The sequence below is a fragment of the Cyanobium sp. Cruz-8D1 genome, assembly GCF_024345975.1.
Classification (GTDB): domain Bacteria; phylum Cyanobacteriota; class Cyanobacteriia; order PCC-6307; family Cyanobiaceae; genus Cyanobium.
Genome location: NZ_JAGQCD010000019.1, coordinates 15,188 through 35,778, shown reverse-complemented (window position 1 = coordinate 35,778; position 20,591 = coordinate 15,188). Strand labels below are relative to the sequence as shown.

Here is a 20,591-nt window from a genome sequence, read left to right as displayed (position 1 = left end):
GATCAGCCCTGAACCTTGTCCTTGAACAGCTTGCCGGCGGTGAAGGCGGGCACGCGCTTGGCGGGAATCTTGATCTTCTCGCCGGTTTTGGGATTCAGACCCTGGCGGGCGGAACGCTCCCGGGGCTCAAAGGAACCGAAACCGAGGATGGACACCTTCTTCCCTTCGACCACCGAATCAACGATGGTTTCGATGGCGGCATCCACCACGAGGGAGACGTCGGTCTTGGTGAGCTCCGTGCGGGCAGCCACGATGTTGACGAGATCAGCTTTGTTCATTGTTCTGGAGAAGCCTCCGGATAAGTGGCGATGGCGGGGTTCGGGACGTCGAGTGTTGGAGGCGAATCGGAAGTCCCCGACCGCCCGATGCGCTCAGCGCGCCAATCGTATGGGTCTTGCGGCGGGGCCGCAACCAGAAAAGTCCACTCATGACAGCGGTTTGGGGGCCATGGGCCCGCCGGGGGGCTGAAGAGCCAGGGCCTCCAGATCCAGGTCCCATAGCTGGGAGGCACCCTGCTCCACCAACTTCGCCCCCCTCAGGGCCCCCAGTCCGGCGCCGCTGGCGATCCAGTCGGGGGACCCGGCCGGCAGCCACTGGCGCAGGCGTTCCAGGCTCCGGAGCTGGCGTCCCCAGTGAAAAGTGCCCCCCTGGCGCAGGGGGGCCACGCGGCCCGGCGCCAGCGGCACCAGCAGTCGGCCGCAGAACAGCCCGTCCGGGCCGACGCCGCCCAGCGGGGAGACATGCACGACACAGGCCCCGGGGGAGGGTCCGGGGGTCCAGAGCAAACGCACGTCCGGGCCGAGCCGGTGCTCGCTGGTGAAGGTATGCAGCGGATCCACACCGGGCAGGAGGTAGGCCTCCTGCTCCTGCACCACAACCGGCCATCCCAGGGCCTGCTGCAGGCGGCGGCAGCGGCCATGGCCGCCGCGGCCGGTGAGCAGGATCCAGGCCCGGGCCTCCCCGCCCGCGCCCTGCGGCTGGCGCGGGCGGTCGGCCAGGAACTGCAGGTTGGCCCGGGTGAAGGCGGGGCAGTCGATGAGCAGATCGGCACTGGACGCCTCGAGCAGCCAGGCACTGCCCCCCTGGCTCTCCCGGCTGGGGGCGAACAGCCACAACCCCGGCCGCACCCGCTGGGGCGGTCGGCCCTCCTCGGGCGGCAGCAGGGAAGCTTCAGCACTGGCCATGGCCCCATTGAACCCCCGGCGGCAGCTTCCGGAAGCCCGACCTACCCTTGGAACAAACCCAGGCCAGTGATTTGTCGGCGACCCGGATCGGACATCCCTGGCCACTGGGGGCCTCCGTCACGCGCCGGGGCGTCAATTTCTCTGTGGTGGCCCCCCTGGCCACGCGCATCGAGCTGCTGATCTTTGCCGATGGTGAGGCACGGGAGCCCCTGGAGGTGATTGAACTCGACCCCGGCCACCGCTCAGGCGAGCACTGGCATGTGGAGGTGGAGGGCCTGGGCCTGGGCTGCTGTTACGGCTACCGCGTCTTTGGCCCGATCCAGCCTGGCAGCCACGGCTTCAATCCCTCCAAGGTGCTGCTCGACCCCTGCGCCAGGGCGATCACCGGCTGGGACGGCTACCAGCGGGGCGCCGCCGTCGGCGCCGTCCCCAACGCCTCCGCCTGCCTCAAGGGGGTGGTCACCGAACGGGACAAGTTTGACTTCGACGCCGCCCCCCGGCCGCGCCATTCCTGGCAGAAGAGCGTCATCTATGAACTGCACGTGGGCGGCTTCACCCGCGGCAACGGCTGCCCGGTGCCGGCGGAACGGCAGGGAACCCTCCTGGGGCTGATCGACACCCTGCCCTACTTGCAGGAGATGGGGGTGACGGCCATCGAGCTGTTGCCGGTGATGGCCTTCGATCCCCAGGACGCCCCCAACGGACGCTTCAACCACTGGGGTTACAGCCCCGTCAGCTGGATGGCTCCCCACCCGACCTACCTGGTCGACAGCGATCCGCTGCAGGGCCGGCAGGAGGTGCGCCAACTGGTGACCGCCTGCCATCAGGCCGGCCTGGAGGTGATTCTGGATGTGGTCTACAACCACACCAGCGAAGGCAACCAGCAGGGCCCCACCCTGAGCTGGCGGGGGTTCGGCGACGCTCTCTATTACCACCAAAGCGCCAGGGGCGACTACCTCGATGTCAGCGGCTGCGGCAACACGATCGCCGCCAACCGCCCCCTGGTGCGGCGCCTGATCCTGGAGTCCCTGAGGTGCTGGAGCACGGAGCTGGGCATCGACGGCTTCCGTTTCGACCTGGGCATCGCCCTGACCAGAGGCGAGGGGCTGGCTCCCCTTGATGCACCCCCCCTGTTCGAAGAGATGGAGGCGGATCCTGATCTGAGCGATCTGAAGGTGGTCAGTGAGCCCTGGGACTGCGGCGGCCTCTACCGGCTGGCCGACTTCCCCGCCCGGCGGGTGGCCAGTTGGAACGGCCGCTTCCGCGACGATGTGCGCCGCTTCTGGAAGGGGGACGACCGCAGCACCTGGACCCTGAGTCAGCGGCTGTCCGGCAACCCGGACCTGTTCAACGGTCAGCCATCCCCGGTGGGGGGCACGATCAATTTCCTCACCGCCCACGACGGCTTCACGCTGGCGGATCTGGTGAGCTTCGACCGCAAGCACAACCTGGCCAACGGCGAGAACGACCGTGACGGGGACAACCACAACAACAGCTGGAACCACGGCATCGAGGGTCCCAGCACCGACCCGGAGGTGCAATCCCTGCGCGACCGGCAGCTGCGCAACCTGCTGGCCTCCCTGCTGCTGGCTCCCGGGGTGCCCATGCTGCTGATGGGGGATGAGGTGCGCCGCAGCCAGGGGGGGAACAACAACACCTGGTGTCAGAACAACCCCCTGGGCTGGATGCACTGGCAGCCGGACGAGGGGGACCTGGCCCTGCGCCGCTTCCTGAGGCGCCTGATCCAACTGCGTCAGCGGCTGGCCCCCCTGCTCAACCAGGAGCTGCCCCCCACCCCCAGCGGGCAGGTCAGGGGAGCTGGAAGCCTGCCCCTCTGGCGGGAATGGCACGGGCTCGAACTGGGCAAGCCGGACTGGGCCAGCTGGTCCCACTGCCTGGCCTGGAGCCTCCACGACGTCAACATCGGCCCCTTGATCTGGTGTGGGATGAACGCCTACTACCAGCCGATGCAGTTCGCTCTGCCTCCCCAACCGGCCGGCTGGCGGCGGGTCATCGACACGGCCATCCCCGGCGACCACGACTTGCCGGCGACCCCCGAACCCTGGCTGCCGGCGACCGCGCCCCTGGAGAGCCGCAGCCTGATGCTGCTCGTGGCGACGCCCCTGCTCGAGGAGACGCTCGCGGGCGCCACGCCCAGGGCCAGGAGCTCCGTGGCCAAGGCCGCTGCGGCAAAGAAGAAAGCGGGCGGCGGGAATCGAACCCGCATCATCAGCTTGGAAGGCTGAGCTATAAATCGCCCAGTCTCATTGCTAGAGCTGGCTTCTCAACAGCAGAAAAGCCCTATGTGAGATGTTTGGTGAGATGTTTTGCCCCTGAAAGCTGCCTAACGGCCAGGAAGGCCTCGGAGCTGGCCCATCAAACAAATTGCGACCGAGACCGGCGTGGGACGTGCGAGACCCCCCGCTGACCAGCAGGCGTCTTGTTCAAGGGAAGGGGAGCTTTCTTGAATTAGGCGCAGGCGAATTCAAGGTTCGAGCAGAAGTCCCCCGCGTCCACGCGCGGCACCGGGGGCACCGAACCGCTCTGGTTGTTCTGCTCCACCGGGCTCGGCCATGAAGACGGCCATGCCGTAAAGCTCTGCAGACACCGAAAGGCTCCGGTCGGCGACGGCCGTCCTTCAGCGTGCCACGGCTACGCCGTGGCCTGCATCGGCCAGCCGCCGCCGCCCTCCGCTCCGGGGCCGGTGTGGGGGTGGCGGGCAGGGCCGCTCTCCCGCGGCTGCGGTGGCCGGGCATTCGCCCGCATCAATGGGGCAGGGGAATGCTCCAAGTTTCCTCGCGCGACTGCGCGGCCAGCTGGGCATTCAGTGCTGAATCTGGCGGTCTTGCTTATCAGCTTTCAGGCCGCTCGCACATGGCTTTGTTTTGCGTAGATCCATTGCCCCGCAGCCACTTTGCTCGCTACTTAGTGCGTTTGTACTGGTAGAATAAGGGCTGCGCCAAAGGCCACGAGCCCATCGCCTGCGGCAACGAAATTCTCGGACAACTTGCCCCGTTCGTTTGCTCTGTAGCTCATGAGCTTGTCCTCTGCTGCAGTGGCCCAGGCCGCTGCATTGCCTCTCCCTGGTCTCCTGCCGCCGCCGGTGCTGGCGCATCGCTCGGTCGTCATCGTCGCCGCCGGTGGCCGTGATCTCGTCTGGCCTCAGGAGCGCATCGCCTCCGCCCTGCTCCAGCGCAGCGGTGGCCGGCCTGTCCATCTGCTGCTTCATGGCGGGGCCCGTGGCGCTGATCGCGCCATCGGTCGTGCGGCCCATCAGCTCGGCTGGCGGGTTCAGTCCCTCGCCGCTGATTGGCGCCGCTATGGCCGCAGTGCTGGCCCCATCCGCAATCGCCTTCTGCTTGAGCAGGCCCTGGTGGAAGCCCAGGCCCACACCTCCCCAGCCTTCAGCGTCTCGGTGCTGGTGATTGCCTTCCCCGGTGGGCCGGGCACGGCCTCGCTGGTTCAGCAGGCCCGCCGCTGCTCCTTCCGTTCGCCGGTGCCGGTGGTGGTGATGGAAGTGCCGCCGCCGTTCTCGCCCGAGCCCCTCGCCGCTTGAGCGGCAATCGCCGCCCCGTTCTTCTTGTCCCTAATCCCCATTCACCACCCCATGGCCGTTCTTACTGCCCCCGCTGCTCCTCTCTCCTCTGCTCTCCCCCAGGCCGCCGGGCCGTCCTGCTCCCTGCAGCGCACCGGCTCCTTGTGGCAGCTGGGCATCGAGGCCCAGGAGCTCACCACCGCCATCGGCCAGCTGGCCCAGCAGCTGGAAGCCGACGACGAAGATGCCCGAGCCCAGGCCCTCGCCGAGCTGGAGGCCGCCCTGCTGGCCGAGGAGGGCAACAAGGCCGCCCTGGCGGCCAAGGCCGATGCCACCTGCTGGGTGATCGAGCACCTGCGCGGCCAGGCCGCTTACCGCCAGCAGCAGGCCAAGCGGCTCACGGAGCTGTCGCGTTCCGATGGCAGTCGGGCCGATGCCCTGGAGGAATCGCTGGTGCTGGTCCTCACCCGCCTGCAGCCGGCGGCCACCCGCTTCTCGTTCCCGAATCACGAGCTCAGCAGCCGCAAGTCCTCGGCCGTCGTAATCGCCGACGAGCAGGCCCTCGATCCGGCGTGGCTCACGGTCAAAACCACCAGCCAGCCGGATAAGGCCGCCATCAAGGAAGCCCTCAAGGCCGGCCGCCAGATCACCGGCGCCCAGCTCCTCTCCCGCCGCAGCTGGCGCATCACCTGAAGGGCCAGGGGGGCAGAACCCCCCTTTCACGTGGGTCTGCTGCAGGAGCGGGCCCATGTGTTCCCCATCAGAGCCATCACTGGTACCCATTACCCATCACGAGAAGCCATGGATTTATCCCGCTACGCCAGCGCCACCAGCAACACCAGCCCCACCAGCCCACGGCCCAGGGGCCACATCTGGTCAACCCGCCTGTGCAGCTGGGTGGTGCCGATCACCCGCAAGGGCAGCCGTAGGCCCTCGCTCCAACACATCCACTGCAGCGAGCCGCCCTGCTGGCTGCTGATCGAACCCCTCAACCCAGAAGCCGCTGCGCTGCCAAGCGCACCTCACGGTGCGACCAGCTGAGCCGCTCACCTGCCATCCCTCCATCACGCCTCACCTCCTTCACCTCATCCCATCGCCGTCATGACCTGCACCTTCTCCCCTGAACAGATCACTGCCCTCGCCGCCCCCCTCGATCGCGCCAAGGTGCGCCAGCGGGAGCAGGGCCGCAGCTCCGTCAGCTATCTGGAGGGCTGGCAGGTGATCGCCGAGGCCAATCGCATCTTTGGCTTTGACGGCTGGCAGCGCGAAACCGTCGCCCTCCGCTGCGTCAACCAGAGCGAACGGACCATCGGCCGGGACCAGCGCCCCGGCTGGGGCGTTACCTACACCGCCCGCGTGCGCATCACCGTCGGTGAGGGCACCGGTGCCCAGTTGATCCGCGAGGGCAGCGGCGCCGGCCACGGCATCGACGTGGACCTGGGCCAGGCCCATGAGTCCGCCCTCAAGGAGGCCGAGACGGACGCCATGAAGCGGGCGCTGATGACCTTCGGGAACCCGTTTGGCCTGGCGCTCTACGACAAGGCGCAGCGGCAGGTCAGCAGCGCAGCGGGCCAGGGTGATGGAGCCCAGCGGCCAGGAGGGCAGCAGCCTCCCGTGAGCCGGGCGGCGGCTGGCGCTCCCTCCCCCACCACTGCATCCCCGGCCCAATGCCGCACCCAGGCCACGGCCTCGACTTCACATCCCCCGGCCCTGGTCGACCCCGGCCAGGTGGCCCTCGATGCCGGAACGATCCAGCGCCTCCACAGCACCCTGCGGGCGCTACCCCGGCCCCAGCTGGAGAGCCTCACCCGGGCCTTCCGCAAGCGGTTCCAGGTGCCCGACGAGGCGGTGACGATCGCCGATCGGATCAACCAGAAGTGTCACCACGACTGGATTGAGGCCTTCCTCGTGTCGCACCGGGAGGTGCGCTGAGGGAAAAATTCCGATAGGGATGCTCGTCAGGACACCAAAGGGCCTTGCTGACAGAAGACCGGCTCTATGGCACAAGGGTTGCAGGTTGCATCCTTTGCAGCTCCCGCAGGTCGTCCACGATCAGCTCGGCCGCCCGTTCGGCCGCATCGAGAAACGGCAACAGGGTGCGCTGCGCTCCGATGAATTCCAGCTTCACCAACTCGGCCTCGTCGTGGGCGGTGGCGATGAACTGCCCCCGGAAGCCCGCAGATTCCAAGCCATGGCGGATGGCCGCATTGCTCTCCAGAGAGGGCAGGGTGCTCACCACCACGGTGGCCGAGGACAGCGGCAGGGAGGCCGTGAACTCAGGGTCCTCCGAATCGCCGTACTGCACCGGTAGTCCCTGCGCAGCGGCCAGCCGCAGGGCCTGGGGGTCGAAATCGATGCCCAGGATCGACAGATCGTGGGCGCGCAGCTGACGGACAATCGCGCTGCCGTAGCGGCCTAAACCCAGCAGAACGACATCCACCTTTGCGGGCCCACTGATGCTGCCCTTCAGTTCGCTGAATGGGGTTGCCCGCTGAAAGACGCGCAGCGGTCCTTCCAACCAGGCATAGAGCCGATCAGATCCCAGGATCATGTAGGTGGAGAGAGCAATCGTGATCACACCCACCAGCGTGATGAGGCTCACTTCCGCCTCGCCGATCTGGCCAAGCCGCAGACCGAGCGCCGCCAGGATCAGCGAGAACTCGGAGATCTGCGCCACTGTGAGACCCGCCAGGAAACCGGTACGGCGCCGGTAGCCCATCACACCCATGATCGCCACGACGATCAATGGATTGCCCACCAGCACAAAGATCGACAGCACAATGGCGGGCCCAAGTTGCAGCCCTGCTGCTGAGAGGTTGAGACCTGAGCCCAGATCAATGAAGAAGAACAGCAGCAGAAAATCGCGCAGGCCGGTGAGCCGTGAGGCGATCGCTTCGCGGTAGGCGGTAGAGGCGATCGACACACCGCCCAGGAAGGCTCCTACCTCCTTGCTGAACCCCACGCCATCGGCCAGGGCCGCCAGCCCCACCGCCCAGGCCACGGCAAACAGCACCAGCAGTTCCTGGTTCTGAGCCAAGCGGCCCAGCAGCGGTGGCATCACCCAGCGCATGGTGGCAACGGTGCCCAGCACAAACGCTGCGCCCACGAGCAGCAGCCGGATCGCCTGGGCGACAAAGCCACCGCCGCCCTGCTCCGGGTTGAAGGACGTAAGCAGGATCATCGCCAGGATCACGGCGATGTCCTGCACCACCAGGAATCCCACGGCGATGCGGCCGTGCAGTGAATCGATTTCCCGTTTATCGGAGAGCAGCTTGACGATGATGATCGTGCTGGAGAAGGTGAGGCACACGGCGATGTAAATCGCCTTCACGGGTGCAAAACCAAGCCCAAGGCTGAGCAGAAAGCCGAACAGCGCGGTGAACACGATCTGCCCCAGACCGGTGGCCAGAGCCACCGGCCCCACCGAGCGGATCAGCCCCACATCGAGCTTGAGGCCCACCACAAACAGCAGCACGGCGATGCCGATGCTGGAGAGCAGCTTGATCTCACTGCCCCCGGAAGCCCAGCCCAGCACCGCCGGACCGGCCACGATGCCGGTGACGATGTAACTGATGATCAACGGCTGGCGCAGCTTCAGGGCCAGGACCCCGATCACACCGGCAATCACCAGGATGGCGGCCAGCTCGTGAAAGACAGTGCTGAAGGTCATGGGTGCTGCCCAAGCTGTGGTCATGCTCAGAGGGGCCCAGCATCGGTTGGGCTTCACGCAAGGAAGTGATGCGCTGCCTGGCTGCAGTTCACGCGCATCTGAGCCAACCTCAGACGGCCTGAGCCGGCGGAGAGCGCATGTGGATCAACCTGGCGATGCTGCTGGCCGGCGTGCTCCTGCTGCTCGGCATCGCCTCCAGCAAGTTCTCCGCCCGGCTCGGGGTGCCCGTGCTGGTGCTGTTCCTCTCGGTGGGGATGCTGGCGGGCTCGGAAGGCCTGGGCCGCATTCCTTTTGAGAACTACAGCCTGGCCAACAGCATCGGCAGCGTTGCCCTCGCCCTGATCCTGTTCGACGGCGGCCTGCGTACGTCGATCACCTCGGTGCAGAAGGTGTGGAAGCCAGCCCTGGCCCTCTCCACCATTGGTGTTCTGATCACCTCCCTGATCACGGGCCTGGCGGCCGCCTGGGTGCTCAAGCTGCCGCTCCTGCAGGGGCTGCTGGTGGGCAGCATCGTCGGCTCCACCGATGCGGCGGCGGTGTTCTCGGTGCTGCGCAGCAGCGGCCTCAAGCTGCCCGAGCGGCTGACCTCCACCCTCGAAGTGGAGAGCGGATCGAACGATCCGATGGCGATCTTCCTCACGCTCGGCCTGATCGGCGTGATCACCGGCACCACCGATTCGCCCCAGGCGCTGTTGTGGCTGTTTGTGGGCCAGTTCGGCGTGGGCACCCTCGCCGGGCTGCTGACGGGGCGCCTGGCCACCTGGTCAATCAACCGCATCAACCTCGACTACCCGGGCCTCTATCCACTGCTGGCCCTCGCCTTTGGTCTGGTGGCCTTTGGGCTGGCGGCGGTGCTGGGCGGCAGCGGCTTCCTGGCCGTCTACATCGCCGGGATCGTGCTGGGCAGCAGCTCGATCGTGTTCCGGCGCGGCATCTTCTCCTTCCACGACGCCACCGCCTGGTTGGGGCAGATCGTGCTGTTTGTGATGCTGGGACTACTCAGCTTTCCCAGTCGCCTGCTGGCGGTGGCCTGGGAAGGGCTGCTGATCGCCCTGGTGCTGATCCTGGTGGCCCGGCCCCTGGCCGTGTGGGCGTCGGCGCTGCCGTTCCAGTTCCGCCGCCGCGAGCTCACCTTCCTCTCCTGGGTGGGCCTCAAAGGGGCGGTGCCGATCACCCTGGCCACCTTCCCCCTGCTGGCGGGGGTGCCCAAGAGCGGCCAGATCTTCAATGCCGTGTTCTTCGTGGTGCTGATCTCAGCGATCACTCAGGGCTGGTCGCTGCCGCTGGTGGCCCGCTGGCTGCAGATCGGCCGACCCGCCGATCCCACCCCGGCCATGTCGGTGGAGATCAACGCCCTGCGCCAGGTCGATGGCGAGATCCTCGATTACACCGTGAAGGCGCGAACCCACGTGGCCGGCCAGCGGCTGCGTGATCTGGCCCTGCCCGATGGCGTTGTCGTCTCGCTGATCCTGCGGGGCCGGGAGGTGGTGATGCCCCGCGGCACCACGGTGCTGATGCCGGGTGACCATGTCTTTGTGGCCATGCGCATGAATCTCGAGCCGCTGATCGATCGCCTGTTCGATCCGGATCCAGAGCCCGCCGAGATTCCGCCGGGCCTACGGCTGAGCTTCCACTCCGCCACCAGCGTGGAGCAGCTGCATCGCTTCCTCGGGTTGCCGGTGCCGCATGGAATCAGCCCGGAACGAGCGGCACAGAGCCTCGGGTTCCTACTGGCGCAAGCTGCCCCGCAGCGCCAGCTGGCGATCGGCGCTGCCTGCCTGCATCCAGGCACCGATCCAGACCATGTGGCTGTGACCCTTAGGTCGGAGAAGGTCTGAAGCTTCCAGTCGCCGAAACACTGTCACCCAGGGACATCTCACTGAATGAGGTCAGCTTCCCGTGAGGATCAATGGCTGGAAGGACCGCTCCGCGAGTTGCTCAGCCACTTGATGCTGAACTTCCTCACTCTGTTGGCTCAGGGGCAACACCTCCAGGCATGGACTCCCACAAGTCAGGTTGATCTCCTGGCCCTTCATCAACGGCAGAACCCTGGGATCCTCAAAGCTGGAGCTGGTCGCAAAGACCAGATGCCTGTCGTGGTCCGCATCAAAGACGTACCCCACGACGTACAACGTTCCGTCGGGACTGGTCGAGCTGGTCACCACCTCGTGGAGAAAAGCTCGGGTTGGTTGCACAGCCATCGCTGGTTGTCCTCTTCAAGCGAGGGGGCTGGTGCTGCACCAGAGCCGCATCCTTGGTGATGCAGAGCGGTCCGCCGCGTCTTCGCTCGATCGCTTCTGGCGGAGCGAGGGGCGGGAGGACGTGGACTGGTCAGGCGGCGTGGAAGGCCCGGAATCACTGGCCATGGGCTGACTGCAGAGTCATGAACAAGGGCCCGCATGGGTAGAAGCAGAGGGCTCCAACTCCCCCCGGCCTTTCTCGTTCCGAAAGGCCGGCCCCGCGGACTTCAAGGTCTAACACCGGGTTTTGGGGCCCAACACCACCGGTAGCGTCAAGCGCCTTTACGACTTGCCACATTTGGTGGTCAGCCGTAGGATCGCCCCCTGGTGATCTGGCTCCGGGAGTTTCGCGGCTGGGCATCCCGAGAACCGCCATAACCTCCAGCCAAACCCGAAACTGAGAGCCCTTGCGCCGCAACAGTTCTCATTCATTCTCAACAAAGGCCTGTGTCAGTCGAGGAACTGGCTGCCCGTATCGCCTTGCGCCTCGCTCAAGCCTGGATGGATCGCGGCGTGACTCCATTGCTCGATCCCTTGCTAGTACGCTTGTACTTCTATGGAGTCGCTGATGGCGCTTCATCGTCCCCGCCCGATAGGGCCAGCCGATCGGATCGATCTCCCTGCTGAGGAGTGGCCGTTCCTCGACCAGGAGGTGCTGGTGCAGGCACGGAGCCACAAGGTCTGCATGACTTGCCACTGGTTCCAGCACCAAGCGAGTGTGAACTGCATCCCGCTGCTCACCTGCCAGCTGCACCAGGGCTTGATCGCCCACGGCGAGCACCTCACCAGCCGCTGCCAGAGCTGGACCGACGACATGGCCCGCCAGGCGGGCAGGGCTCCGGACGTGGCTTGATCTGCCATGGACGACGAGGACACCGAAACCCGGCTGGGCCGGCTGACCTGCATCGATCCACCAGACGAGTTGCGTCAGGCAGGCGGCGGTCATGGGGGCTGGCCATGGGGCTGGCGATCACGCCACCCGGCCTGCCCCGGCTTGCGCGCCACGCAAGGGCTGACGCGAGGCACTCCGCTGCGCTGCGCGCCCCTTGCCTGGCGCTGGCGGCGCCGGGGCTCAACGGCGATGTCGTTCGCCAGCCCAGCCATGGCCGCCACTCCCCTCAGCCGCTCCTGCCCGATCCGCATCATTTCGGTGCATCTCCTTGATGCCGCCGGCCAGCTGCTGCGGGTGCTGTTTCTAGATCGCGAGGGGCACATCTCCGCCGAGCCGCACTACGTGCCCCGTGAGCAGGCCCTGATCCTGGCTGCCAATCAGCAGCGGGTGCTCGGGCCTCAGGCCGAGGTGCGGGTGCTCTGAGCACCCGGTGCCGGAGGCTCCTTTGCCTCCGGCTTTCTCCTGCCTGCCCCGGCTGGGGCTTGGGCTCCTTGGCAAGAGCAGGTGCCATGCACCGCCATCAGCGGCGAGCCCCATGACTGCAACGCAACTTCCATCCACGTCCAGCAGCACTGCGCTGCCAAGCGCACCTCTCGGTGCGACCAGTCCCCAGCACCCCAACCGGCTGCCGATTCCGGCCATCCCCGCCTATGAGGTGCTGCTCCAGCAGCAGGAGGAGAGCCGGGGAGTCTTCGGGCGGATGCTGCTGAACTGGCGGCGCCGCAACGGCTGGACCCAGTACACCGCCTGCAGCTGGGCCGAGGCGATCGGTGAACCCTCGCTGGTGATCTCCTACGGCAACCTGTCGGTGATCGAGCAGGGCAAGGCAGGGGAACTGCGGCACCGGGCCTTCTGGCAGCTGTGGGAGCTGAACCGCCGCATCGCCTCCGGTGAGTGGGGGCGCATTGGCGATGCCGAGCTGCGCCGCAAGCTGGAAGGCGCCACTCCCATCGGCGATGACGCCGCGCCGGTGTGGGGACCGCTGGAGTTCTGGGCCTGCTACTGCGGCCTGCGGCCGGTGCCATCCGCCTTTGCCTCCACGCCAGCTCCCCTGATCGGTGCGCGGCAGGCTGCTGTCCTGAGCAGCCGCTGGCGCCGCCAGCTCCAGGCCCTGATCGAGGAGCACCAGCTCGATGCGGCCGTTGCGCTGGACGACCTGATGGCCCTGGCGGCAGAGGAGCACCGGCGCGACTTCTATGCCGTGCTCACCGGCTTTCGCCGCTACAGCCCCGCGGAGTTGTCGGTGCTGTGGGTGGAGAAGGATCGCTACCGGCCAGAGCTGTGGCTCGAGCAGTGGCAACGGTCGCTGCCGGCCGCGAGGGCCGCAGCGGCTTGATGCCGTGAACCCGTTGATGGTTGGCGCGAAGACCTTTCAGAGCGACCGCAGCAAGGCCTCATAGGCCTTGTGTGACCCCACCCAGAACCAGATCAACGTGCCGTCCTTCAGCACTCCGACGGCCCGCCAGTCGAGATCGACACGGGCCGAGTAGATCGGAAGCGTTGTATGGACCTTCTTGAATCTCAGAGAAGGATGGGCCGGGTTCTGTTGCCAAAGCCTGTAGGCACGCCTGATCTTTCGTCTCCTTTCGAGAGGCGCCTGGGTATAGAGCTGTCTGAACTGATCAGTCGTAACTGAGTTCACTGCAGCTCATCGATCGGCTGCACCCGGCCAGCCTGGAATTCTTGAATGGCTTCACTGGCCATTCGCTCCAGCAGGTTCTGCGATCCGGAGAACAAGGCGCTCCAGCGCTCCTCTGATTCCATTTCCTCGAGCAGGATCGCCGCCAGCACGTTCTGCTCCTCTTCTGGGAGCTTGGCTGCGGATGCCACCGCTGCAGACAGAGCTTGCGTCATCGGTTCCGCTCAAGGTCAGTGCACCCATTCCATTCTGTCAGGGTCAGCCAGCGGTCACTGGCAGGGGGGCTGCAGCACCATGCTCAGAGCGGCTGCTCGATGGCATCCAGGGCGGCATCGGCATCGAGGCCCGGGTCGCCGTCTGCCAGGAAGCTCTCCAACCGCTGATCGATCAGCTGCCGGTCGACGTCGGTGAGCTCAGGGCCGTTCTGCTCGGCCGCGATCGAGTCCCACAGGGTCAGCAGGTCATTCACCACAGGCCATGCCGGCAGGACTGGAGGGCTGGGACCTTTCAACCGTAGCGGGGGCATGGGGGCAAGTCGCCACTGGGCCGGCGCACACCCACCGCATCCCTCGGCCGATCCTCACGCCGCATCAAGGATCGGGCCATGCGCCCTCCGGTGTCGGGCGTCCTTGCCACGGCGCTGCGGCCGGCCGGTGGGGGTGGGGTTCTTCGCCGTCTCCCAGATGGCTTCCCCGCTTTCTCCCTCCCGCCGGCAGCAGGCGCAGGCCCTCAGCCGTTCTGCCCTCAAGGCCCGTGATGCCTTGGTGCTGGAGCACCTGCCGCTGGCCGATGCCATTGCCTCCGCCACGGCTCGTCGCCTGTTCCCGCTGGTGGAGCGGGAGGATCTGATCCAGGTGGCCAGAGAAGCCCTGGTCCGCTCCGCTCCGCGCTGCAGAGCCAGCGAGCCGGCAGCTCCCTATCTGCGCCGCTGCATCACCGGGGCCTTGCAGCATCACCTGCGCGATCGGGTGCGGCTGGTGCGCATTCCCCATCGCCTGCATGAGCAGGGCCAGTGCCCGCTGGGGCACTTCAGCCTCGATGCCAGCGCTGATGGCGAGCCCTGCCTGCTCGATCAGCTGGCATCCCCTGAGCCCGAGCCAGCTTCCAGCTGGGCTGAGCAGCAGCTGGCGCTGGAGCAGCTCGTCGAGCAGCTGCCAGCCGGCCAGGCCACGGCCCTGAGGCTCACGCTTCTGGAGGGCCTGTCGCTGCGGGCCGCTGCCGAGCGGCTCCAGATCAGCGCCATGTCGGTGCAGCGGGCCCAGAAGAAGGCCATCGCCGCCCTGCGCCAACAGCTGGCAGGTGGGGGCTGAGGCCCCTCCCTGCAGCAGGGCTGTGGGCCGGCCTGGCAAAGGCCCATGGAGGGCTGGCCGATCTGCCTGCGGCGGCCCCAGCAATGCCGATGGCACCACCCCAACTGAGCAGCAACACCGCCCCGATCCTCGCCCTGGTCGGCGCTGAGATCCTCTCGCTGATGACCTTTGTCGGGGTCTGCGAGGTCCGCGCCAAAGACATTGCCCTCTGTGAGAGCCGCTGGGCGTTGGCCCTGCCGGCGATCGCCCTGGCAGGCCAGTCGGCCGCCACCTACTTCATGGACTCCGGCCGGGGGCATGGCCCCGGAACCGGTGGTCGCGGTCCAGGTGGCGGCGGCCCCGATGGCGGCATCCCATCTGGCGTGGTGCGGCACCTGCCGCCCAGGAACCGGCTCGGGCAGTTCCGCTCGAACGCCAACGACGAGGACGGGGACGATGCGCTGGCTGCTTGATCTGGCCATCGCCTTCCTGGCCCTTGGCGCTGTGGAGGCCGTGGTGAAACCGCTGGCCCGGCGGTTTGTGCAGCGCCGCATCCTGGCGGTCGCGCCGCTGCTGTTTCGTCAGCTCGATCCCCTGCTGCCGGGGCTGCTGCAGCGCTGCTCCGGCGCCGAGCTCGAGCAGGTGGTGCGCCAGAAGCTGGAAGCCCTCACCGGCGAAAGCTGGGCCAGTGACGAATTGGCACCGCTGTTTGCCCTCTTCGATCCGCGGGCTGCAGCGGATCACGCCGTGGGACAGATGGGCGACGAGGCTTTTGCGGCCTGGCTGGAGGGGGCGTCGCCGGACGATCTGGAGCGGTTGCAGCCATGAGCAAGGCACCTCTGCAGGGGAAGCCTCCGATCCCCACCAGCAACTACGTCAGCCACTACGACCCGGCCAAGAGCCATCACCGCGCCTGGCTGCAGGCGGTGCTGGACCTGTTGGTGCAGCACGAGCCCCAGGCCCTGGCTGAGGGCAGTGAGCTGCGGAACCTGTGGAAGGCCGCGGTGGAGACCAAAGCGCCGGCAGCTGCCGTTCTGCGTCACCCCAACCCGCTGGTCGGCGTGCCCCGGTTCAGCCAGCGCGATTCAGCCCAGCTGGCCCAGCGCGACCGCACCTGCTTCTCGTCCAGCTGCGCCATGTTGCTGGAGACGATCAAGCCCGGCACGCTCCAGGGCGCCAATGGCGACGACCAGTACCTGGCGGTGGTGCAGCGCTTTGGCGACACCACCGACGCCAGCGCCCAGCTGCGTGCCCTGGCTCACTACGGCGTCACAGCCCGGTTGGTGCAGAACGCCGACTTCCAGCTGATCGAGCAGCAGATCAACCGGGGCATCCCGGTCCCCTGCGGCTACATCCACCGGGGCCCTGTCGATCGCCCCACCGGCTCAGGGCACTGGCTGATCGTCTATGGCCACACCCCAACCCATGTGGTGGTGAACGACCCCTGGGGAGAGCCGGATCTGATCAGCGGCACCACCCTCAACGCCAACGGCATGGGGTTGCGCTTCTCCCGGCTGAACTTCGGCAAGCGCTGGATGGTGGAGCCGATCGGCGGCGGTGCCTATCGCTATGCCCCAGGCAGGGGGTGGAGCATCGTTGTCGACAGGCTCTCCTGAAACCGCAAAGAGGTCTCGCTCCGGGTCCTCTCCAGTGTGAGGCTCGCCTGGGATCCAGCTCTCGCTGCGATCCTGCCCTGCAGAGGGCTCGAGGCCTGCGGGCCCATTGCAGGTGGATGGAGCTGGCTCAGCCGATGCTGATGCGCCATGCCACGGCCATCAGTGGCCGCTCCAGGTGCGCAGCAGGCGGCGCCACAGCGATGGCCTGAGGATGCGGCCGCGCACCACCAGGCTGATCTCGGCAAACAGAGTCTCCAGACGGTCGGCATGGCAGATCGCACCCAGGTCTGCCGGCCGCTGCTGCGGCGTATCGAAGTGGAGGTTGAGGATGCCGATCGGCAGCGTCTCCAGCATCACCAGACGGCCGTAGAGGAAGGCAATGCGGTTGCGCAGCAGGTAGTCCAGACAGGGTGTGGGCAGATGGGGGCCGGCCTCCACCAGCCGCCAGCCACCGTTGGCGTGCTCCAGCAGGTCCTGCACATCGGCGCGGATGCGCTCCATTGGCATGGAGCGTGACTCCACATCCAGCGGCAGCCGGCCCGGTGCGACGTAACAGCTGAGGATCGCCACCCGGGTGTAGCCGTAGCCGGTGGTGAGCAGCTCGGGGTTGTAGAAGGTGCCCAGGGCAACGCGGCTGGCGCCGGTGAGCACGGCCACCTGGGCGAGCAGTTCCACCAGGTAGCGGGCGTTCTGCTGGGAGCCGAGCAGGAAACCAAAGCGGCTGAGCACCATCTGCCGCAGGAAACGGCGCCAGATCAGCCAGCCGCAGATGCCAAGCAGCACCAGGGCATCAGCCGAGACGCTCAGATCCAGGGTGGGCAGGGGCCAGCGCCCTGCCGGCACCGGCGTGTGTTGTGGCGGAGGTGTTTCGGCCTGAATGGCCGAGGGCTCGGGATCCGGTGCAGGCGCACGCATGGGCGGGGAGGGCATCGCGACGCGGCCCAGCTGGCCGCTCACCAGCACTTGCCAGCGAGCAGGCGGATCCAAGCGATCAAGGCTCCCCACTGGGCTTTGCCAGTTACCGCCTCAGCAGTAGCGATCTGCTGCGTTGTGAGGTCGGCGGCGCAGGCCCTTCCATGCTCCGCGCCTGGGCAAGGGTTTCACCAGCCAGCCGGAGTGGACGTTGGGCTCCGCTGCGCTGCGCCATTGGCTGGTGGCTGGCCCTTGCCTGGCGGCGCGGCTGCAGGGCGGGTCCTGCGTCACCTCTCCTGTGGCTGCTGCCGAGTCCCACCGTGCCTCCCTGTCTTTCCCGTCGGACAACGGCAAAACCGGCCCGATTGCTGTCTCCAGCACCAGCCGCCACACCTGCCCCTCCACCTGCCCCCTGGCCGGTGATCAGGGTTGCTATGCCGAAGCTGGCTTCCACACCCGGCTGCACTGGGATCGGCTCAGCCGAGGCGAGAGCGGTCTGCCGGCGGCGGCCTTCATCCAGCAGGTGCTGGCGCTGCCGGCCGGGATCCTGTTCCGCCATTGCGTGGCCGGTGATCAATGGCCCGAGCCGGCTGATCCGCTGCGCATCGATCAGGCCCTGTTGATCCAGCTGGCTCGGGCCACCCGCCATCTGCGGGCGGCCTGGTCGTTCACCCACTTCCCGATGGGCCCGGCAAATCAGGCCGCCGTGCGGCAGGCAGCCGCCAGGGGGCTGGTGATCAATGCCTCCACTGAGTCCCGCTCCGTCGCGGCGGCGCTGCAGCGCCAGGGCATCCCGGCGGTCTGCGTGGTGCCCCCCGATGCGCCAGCGGTGTTCCGCCATGAGGGCGTGCGCTTCGTGGCCTGCCCCGCGAGCCGCCGGGGGAGAGGCGGCCGCAAAGTCCAGTGCATCAGCTGCGGAGGTCGCTTTGGCCTTCCCCTCTGCGCCCAGGCCGATCGCACGTTTGTGATCACCTTCCCGGCCCATGGCCCCCGCGCTGCGGCAGCAGCGGCCCATTGCAGTTGAGGGGCCTGCCCCCTGTGGGGCTTGCTCGGGTCCTCTCCAGTCTGGGGCCTTCCTGACGTCAGGCCCCCCCTGGGATCGGTCCCGTCGCTGCGCCTCTTTCGGCGCCGAGTCCATGGCCATGCTTTCTGCCGCTGCCTCGCCGTTCTGCCGGCCTGAGGAGGATCCGTTCCTGCTGCTTGAGTCCAGCCTCAAGGCGATCGAGCGGATTCTGCAGCTGCGGCGAGGGCTGCCGCTGCGCCGCACCTGGATCGAGCAGCCCTATGGAGAGGAAGAGATCACGATCCTGGAAGAGGAGGTGATCCCGGCGATCCAGCAGTGCCTGGCGCGGGTGGATGAGCTCGATGAGCGGCTGATGGCTCAGCAGGAGCTGCTGCAGCGTTGCCAGCTGGAGGCCGAGCGTGAGGCGCTCTCTGGGCTGCGGCTGCAGATGGGCTGATCGGCACGGGCCTTCCGGGAGCCCGGATCCCGGATTTTCTCCCACCACAGGGGACGGACTGGCGTGGGGCCGGGCAGGCTCCTGGCCAGCACGCTTCATTCATCCTCCTAAATGGCGCTCAGATCACCCCATCACTGCTTGTCTCATCCAGAACGGCCAAAAGCTGAGCCAAGACATCTCGAACCTCTGGACCTTTGGTGGGATCCATCACCGCCGCGAATGTGCGTGCGGTCACCCGACTCTCGATCTCCTGCAGTGCATTCATGGTGTCCATCAGGAGCTGAATGGAGATGTCGGCCGTGGACAGGGTCCAACGCTGCTTGGCACGGTGCAGGCCCCCTGCCAGGGGGTGATGTGGCTGGGAGATCTGGCCCAGCTCTCGCCCCAGGGCGGTCTGCCCTCCGGCGGACGGGCCCAGTTCGCCGGCTGCTTGGTGCAGCACTTCGGGGCGGACTATGGCCCGGGCGGCATCGGTTTATTGGTGCAGCCGCTGCTGGGTGAGTCGATCCAGCTGGTGCTCAGACCCCACAGCGTGCTGGTGCTCCGTGATGGCGACAGCTTGAACCTGATCGCCGAGCGCTACGGCACCACCGTGGCCACCTTGCGGCGTAGCAACCCTCAGCTGGAAAGCACCCAAGCGATCACGGCAGTCGATGGCGACTCTCTGGCGGTGCTGGCCGGTCGCCATGGCACCACCGAGACCAAGCTGCGCAGCCTCAACCCTGTGCTGCAGCAAAGCGAGGCTTACCTCAACGCCGAGGGGGAGACCTTGAGCAGCGTGTCGAGCGAGCAGAACCTCAGCCTCTCGCTACTTCGTGAGTTCAACCCGGAGCTGAGCAGTTGGCCCAGCGAGGAACCGTTGCCGACGGGCACCACCCTGCTGCTGCCTGTCTATCGCTCCACCACACCGATCCCGGCCGGGATGCAACTGCTGGTGCCGGGTTATCTGCCCTCCACCCAGCTGCCTGCGGGGGAGTGGATCTATCTGCCGGCCAGGCGCTTTATTCCCGTGCTGGATGAGCTACCGGATCTGGCGGGCTGATGGAGAGCCCAGCGGCTCAAGCCGCCTGCAGGGCCAGATGCTCCACGTAGGCATCGAAGTCGCGGTCGAGGAGCTGCGTCATCAGCTGGTCCTGGCGACAGCCAACGCCATCAGTAGCCGCACCCGCGCTCACAGCCCAGGCACTAAGGAGGGGGAGAAGACAAGGCCCAGGGCCCGATAGCGGCGAATGGATGCTGACCTCCATCGAAACTTGCCGTTACAGCATGCGCATAGTCAAAATCCGCACAGAACGGTATTCCAAGACACCAAATTGTCTATGCGGTTTTTGCATTAAATTCAGCTAAACCTTTAGATCGACTGTGCCGCAATGGATTAGCAGAATCTGATCCGTGATGATTAATTGCATTAGCCGCATTAGGGTTGAATCAGCCCTTTGCTCAGCTGCGCATCCACTGCAGTTCCACCCCTTCCTGCGCGGTAGCTCTTAGCCATGGACCGGTCCACCAGCACGAAGCTTCTACTGGACCTACTGCTGCGCCAGGGGCATCCGCTACGGCAGGAATGGGCACTGATCGCCTGCCAGGCACCACATCAGCAGGCCCGGGGCCGGAGTCAGCCAACAAGGGCTAAACCATGAGATCACCGCCGCCGCCCGCCGAACCAACCCCTGAACTCCAGCCCGTCGACGTCCGCTACGAGCACACTCCGGGCCTGCCCGCCCTACTGGAGCAACTGGAACTGTCGGTGCTGCTCTCCACCTACCAGGCCGGGCGGGTGGTGAGCGTGGGCAGCCATGAGGGCCAGCTACGCATCGGCTTCTCACGCTTTGACCAGGTTATGGGCCTGACCCGCACCGCCACCGGAATCGCCGTGGGCACGCGGGATTGGATCTGGAGCCTGCCGGCAAGCCGGGAGATCGCCCCCAACATCAAGCCCGAGGGCGAGCACGACATGGCTTTCCTGGCCCGGAGCTGCCACCACAGCGGCTCGCTGATGGGCCACGACCTGGCCTGGGGCGGCGAGGGGCTGAGGGATTCCCTAAGCCACATGCCTAGAACTGAGATGCTGCTAGAGAGCGGTCCTCACAATCCGCGCTGCTGGCTTTAGGCTGGATTGTGGACGGTGGGCGTGATCCAAGCACTGGCCCGGCT

24 protein-coding genes are annotated in these 20,591 nt (G+C 66.9%); 17 read left to right on the top strand and 7 right to left on the bottom strand.

Annotation, left to right across the window (positions count from 1 at the left end):
* Positions 1-2: 2 nt before the first annotated feature.
* Complete coding sequence (locus KBZ33_RS12510) at positions 3-278, bottom strand: HU family DNA-binding protein (RefSeq protein ID WP_015110525.1); 276 nt, start codon at positions 276-278, stop codon at positions 3-5.
* Positions 279-425: 147 nt separating this feature from the next.
* The gene (locus KBZ33_RS12505) at positions 426-1,184 is read right to left on the bottom strand and encodes an MBL fold metallo-hydrolase (RefSeq protein WP_254954093.1); all 759 of its coding nucleotides are present in this window, start codon (positions 1,182-1,184) and stop codon (positions 426-428) included.
* 71 nt (positions 1,185-1,255) lie between these two features.
* Between KBZ33_RS12505 and KBZ33_RS12500 the strand changes: the two genes are divergently transcribed.
* The 5 genes from KBZ33_RS12500 to KBZ33_RS12480 all read left to right on the top strand — a co-directional run bounded on the left by KBZ33_RS12500 (position 1,256) and on the right by KBZ33_RS12480 (position 6,651).
* Complete coding sequence (locus KBZ33_RS12500) at positions 1,256-3,430, top strand: glycogen-debranching protein (RefSeq protein ID WP_254954140.1); 2,175 nt, start codon at positions 1,256-1,258, stop codon at positions 3,428-3,430.
* Positions 3,431-4,218: 788 nt separating this feature from the next.
* A complete protein-coding gene (locus KBZ33_RS12495; protein ID WP_254954094.1) occupies positions 4,219-4,740 on the top strand; it encodes an SLOG family protein in 522 nt (173 codons plus the stop codon).
* Between the two features lie 51 nt (positions 4,741-4,791).
* Positions 4,792-5,412: a siphovirus Gp157 family protein gene (locus KBZ33_RS12490; protein WP_254954095.1), complete on the top strand. Its 621-nt coding sequence runs from the start codon at positions 4,792-4,794 to the stop codon at positions 5,410-5,412.
* Positions 5,413-5,520: 108 nt separating this feature from the next.
* Positions 5,521-5,760, top strand: a complete 240-nt coding sequence (locus tag KBZ33_RS12485; RefSeq protein WP_255011785.1) for a hypothetical protein — start codon at positions 5,521-5,523, stop codon at positions 5,758-5,760.
* Between the two features lie 60 nt (positions 5,761-5,820).
* The gene (locus KBZ33_RS12480; RefSeq protein ID WP_254954097.1) at positions 5,821-6,651 is read left to right on the top strand and encodes an RAD52 family DNA repair protein; all 831 of its coding nucleotides are present in this window, start codon (positions 5,821-5,823) and stop codon (positions 6,649-6,651) included.
* A gap of 64 nt (positions 6,652-6,715) precedes the next feature.
* Here KBZ33_RS12480 and KBZ33_RS12475 read toward each other — a convergent pair whose 3' ends face one another.
* Positions 6,716-8,389 (bottom strand): cation:proton antiporter, encoded by a 1,674-nt coding sequence (locus KBZ33_RS12475; protein WP_254954098.1) that lies wholly within the window; start codon positions 8,387-8,389, stop codon positions 6,716-6,718.
* Between the two features lie 137 nt (positions 8,390-8,526).
* Here KBZ33_RS12475 and KBZ33_RS12470 point away from each other — a divergent pair, with 137 nt between their 5' ends.
* The 4 genes from KBZ33_RS12470 to KBZ33_RS12455 all read left to right on the top strand — a co-directional run bounded on the left by KBZ33_RS12470 (position 8,527) and on the right by KBZ33_RS12455 (position 12,857).
* Positions 8,527-10,227 carry a potassium/proton antiporter gene (locus KBZ33_RS12470; protein WP_254954099.1) on the top strand — a complete coding sequence of 567 codons (1,701 nt, stop codon included), beginning with the start codon at positions 8,527-8,529 and terminating at the stop codon, positions 10,225-10,227.
* Positions 10,228-11,197: 970 nt separating this feature from the next.
* Positions 11,198-11,482, top strand: a complete 285-nt coding sequence (locus KBZ33_RS12465; RefSeq protein WP_254954100.1) for a galactose oxidase — start codon at positions 11,198-11,200, stop codon at positions 11,480-11,482.
* A gap of 6 nt (positions 11,483-11,488) precedes the next feature.
* Complete coding sequence (locus tag KBZ33_RS12460) at positions 11,489-11,944, top strand: hypothetical protein (RefSeq protein WP_254954101.1); 456 nt, start codon at positions 11,489-11,491, stop codon at positions 11,942-11,944.
* Between the two features lie 112 nt (positions 11,945-12,056).
* On the top strand, positions 12,057-12,857 hold the full coding sequence (locus KBZ33_RS12455) for a hypothetical protein (RefSeq protein WP_254954102.1): 801 nt from the start codon (positions 12,057-12,059) through the stop codon (positions 12,855-12,857).
* A 302-nt stretch (positions 12,858-13,159) separates the two neighbouring features.
* Here KBZ33_RS12455 and KBZ33_RS12450 read toward each other — a convergent pair whose 3' ends face one another.
* The gene (locus KBZ33_RS12450; RefSeq protein ID WP_254954103.1) at positions 13,160-13,351 is read right to left on the bottom strand and encodes a hypothetical protein; all 192 of its coding nucleotides are present in this window, start codon (positions 13,349-13,351) and stop codon (positions 13,160-13,162) included.
* Positions 13,352-13,458: 107 nt separating this feature from the next.
* Positions 13,459-13,629 (bottom strand): hypothetical protein, encoded by a 171-nt coding sequence (locus KBZ33_RS12445; RefSeq protein WP_254954104.1) that lies wholly within the window; start codon positions 13,627-13,629, stop codon positions 13,459-13,461.
* Positions 13,630-13,789: 160 nt separating this feature from the next.
* Between KBZ33_RS12445 and KBZ33_RS12440 the strand changes: the two genes are divergently transcribed.
* From KBZ33_RS12440 to KBZ33_RS12425, 4 genes are all read left to right on the top strand, one after another.
* Complete coding sequence (locus KBZ33_RS12440; protein WP_254954113.1) at positions 13,790-14,470, top strand: sigma-70 family RNA polymerase sigma factor; 681 nt, start codon at positions 13,790-13,792, stop codon at positions 14,468-14,470.
* A gap of 89 nt (positions 14,471-14,559) precedes the next feature.
* The gene (locus KBZ33_RS12435) at positions 14,560-14,922 is read left to right on the top strand and encodes a hypothetical protein (protein WP_254954114.1); all 363 of its coding nucleotides are present in this window, start codon (positions 14,560-14,562) and stop codon (positions 14,920-14,922) included.
* Positions 14,906-15,277: a hypothetical protein gene (locus KBZ33_RS12430; RefSeq protein WP_254954115.1), complete on the top strand. Its 372-nt coding sequence runs from the start codon at positions 14,906-14,908 to the stop codon at positions 15,275-15,277. The genes KBZ33_RS12435 and KBZ33_RS12430 overlap by 17 nt, the downstream gene beginning before the upstream one ends.
* Complete coding sequence (locus KBZ33_RS12425) at positions 15,274-16,065, top strand: C39 family peptidase (protein ID WP_254954116.1); 792 nt, start codon at positions 15,274-15,276, stop codon at positions 16,063-16,065. The genes KBZ33_RS12430 and KBZ33_RS12425 overlap by 4 nt, the downstream gene beginning before the upstream one ends.
* A gap of 159 nt (positions 16,066-16,224) precedes the next feature.
* On the opposite strand, the gene KBZ33_RS12420 is transcribed toward KBZ33_RS12425, so the two are convergent.
* Positions 16,225-17,052, bottom strand: coding sequence for a hypothetical protein (locus KBZ33_RS12420; RefSeq protein ID WP_254954117.1), 828 nt, complete (start codon positions 17,050-17,052; stop codon positions 16,225-16,227).
* Positions 17,053-17,188: 136 nt separating this feature from the next.
* On the opposite strand from KBZ33_RS12420, the gene KBZ33_RS12415 reads away from it, so the two are divergent.
* Both KBZ33_RS12415 and KBZ33_RS12410 read left to right on the top strand, forming a co-directional pair.
* Entirely contained in the window at positions 17,189-18,001 is an 813-nt protein-coding gene (locus KBZ33_RS12415; protein WP_254954118.1) for a hypothetical protein, read from the top strand.
* A gap of 112 nt (positions 18,002-18,113) precedes the next feature.
* The gene (locus KBZ33_RS12410) at positions 18,114-18,437 is read left to right on the top strand and encodes a hypothetical protein (RefSeq protein WP_254954119.1); all 324 of its coding nucleotides are present in this window, start codon (positions 18,114-18,116) and stop codon (positions 18,435-18,437) included.
* A gap of 118 nt (positions 18,438-18,555) precedes the next feature.
* Here KBZ33_RS12410 and KBZ33_RS12405 read toward each other — a convergent pair whose 3' ends face one another.
* Positions 18,556-18,711 carry a hypothetical protein gene (locus KBZ33_RS12405; RefSeq protein ID WP_254954120.1) on the bottom strand — a complete coding sequence of 52 codons (156 nt, stop codon included), beginning with the start codon at positions 18,709-18,711 and terminating at the stop codon, positions 18,556-18,558.
* Between the two features lie 54 nt (positions 18,712-18,765).
* Between KBZ33_RS12405 and KBZ33_RS12400 the strand changes: the two genes are divergently transcribed.
* Both KBZ33_RS12400 and KBZ33_RS12395 read left to right on the top strand, forming a co-directional pair.
* Positions 18,766-19,479, top strand: a complete 714-nt coding sequence (locus KBZ33_RS12400; RefSeq protein WP_254954121.1) for a LysM domain-containing protein — start codon at positions 18,766-18,768, stop codon at positions 19,477-19,479.
* A gap of 594 nt (positions 19,480-20,073) precedes the next feature.
* Positions 20,074-20,547 (top strand): DUF4915 domain-containing protein, encoded by a 474-nt coding sequence (locus KBZ33_RS12395; RefSeq protein ID WP_254954122.1) that lies wholly within the window; start codon positions 20,074-20,076, stop codon positions 20,545-20,547.
* Positions 20,548-20,591 lie beyond the last annotated feature (44 nt).

Bases quoted from the DNA above. Each gene is read 5' to 3' on its own strand.
- KBZ33_RS12510 (WP_015110525.1), bottom strand. From the start codon at position 278: ATGAACAAAGCTGATCTCGTCAACATCGTGGCTGCCCGCACGGAGCTC.
- KBZ33_RS12505 (WP_254954093.1), bottom strand. From the start codon at position 1,184: ATGGCCAGTGCTGAAGCTTCCCTGCTGCCGCCCGAGGAGGGCCGACCG.
- KBZ33_RS12495 (WP_254954094.1), top strand. From the start codon at position 4,219: ATGAGCTTGTCCTCTGCTGCAGTGGCCCAGGCCGCTGCATTGCCTCTC.
- KBZ33_RS12490 (WP_254954095.1), top strand. From the start codon at position 4,792: ATGGCCGTTCTTACTGCCCCCGCTGCTCCTCTCTCCTCTGCTCTCCCC.
- KBZ33_RS12485 (WP_255011785.1), top strand. From the start codon at position 5,521: ATGGATTTATCCCGCTACGCCAGCGCCACCAGCAACACCAGCCCCACC.
- KBZ33_RS12480 (WP_254954097.1), top strand. From the start codon at position 5,821: ATGACCTGCACCTTCTCCCCTGAACAGATCACTGCCCTCGCCGCCCCC.
- KBZ33_RS12475 (WP_254954098.1), bottom strand. From the start codon at position 8,389: ATGACCTTCAGCACTGTCTTTCACGAGCTGGCCGCCATCCTGGTGATT.
- KBZ33_RS12470 (WP_254954099.1), top strand. From the start codon at position 8,527: ATGTGGATCAACCTGGCGATGCTGCTGGCCGGCGTGCTCCTGCTGCTC.
- KBZ33_RS12465 (WP_254954100.1), top strand. From the start codon at position 11,198: ATGGCGCTTCATCGTCCCCGCCCGATAGGGCCAGCCGATCGGATCGAT.
- KBZ33_RS12460 (WP_254954101.1), top strand. From the start codon at position 11,489: ATGGACGACGAGGACACCGAAACCCGGCTGGGCCGGCTGACCTGCATC.
- KBZ33_RS12455 (WP_254954102.1), top strand. From the start codon at position 12,057: ATGACTGCAACGCAACTTCCATCCACGTCCAGCAGCACTGCGCTGCCA.
- KBZ33_RS12435 (WP_254954114.1), top strand. From the start codon at position 14,560: ATGGCACCACCCCAACTGAGCAGCAACACCGCCCCGATCCTCGCCCTG.
- KBZ33_RS12430 (WP_254954115.1), top strand. From the start codon at position 14,906: ATGCGCTGGCTGCTTGATCTGGCCATCGCCTTCCTGGCCCTTGGCGCT.
- KBZ33_RS12425 (WP_254954116.1), top strand. From the start codon at position 15,274: ATGAGCAAGGCACCTCTGCAGGGGAAGCCTCCGATCCCCACCAGCAAC.
- KBZ33_RS12410 (WP_254954119.1), top strand. From the start codon at position 18,114: ATGGCCATGCTTTCTGCCGCTGCCTCGCCGTTCTGCCGGCCTGAGGAG.
- KBZ33_RS12405 (WP_254954120.1), bottom strand. From the start codon at position 18,711: ATGGACACCATGAATGCACTGCAGGAGATCGAGAGTCGGGTGACCGCA.
- KBZ33_RS12395 (WP_254954122.1), top strand. From the start codon at position 20,074: ATGAGATCACCGCCGCCGCCCGCCGAACCAACCCCTGAACTCCAGCCC.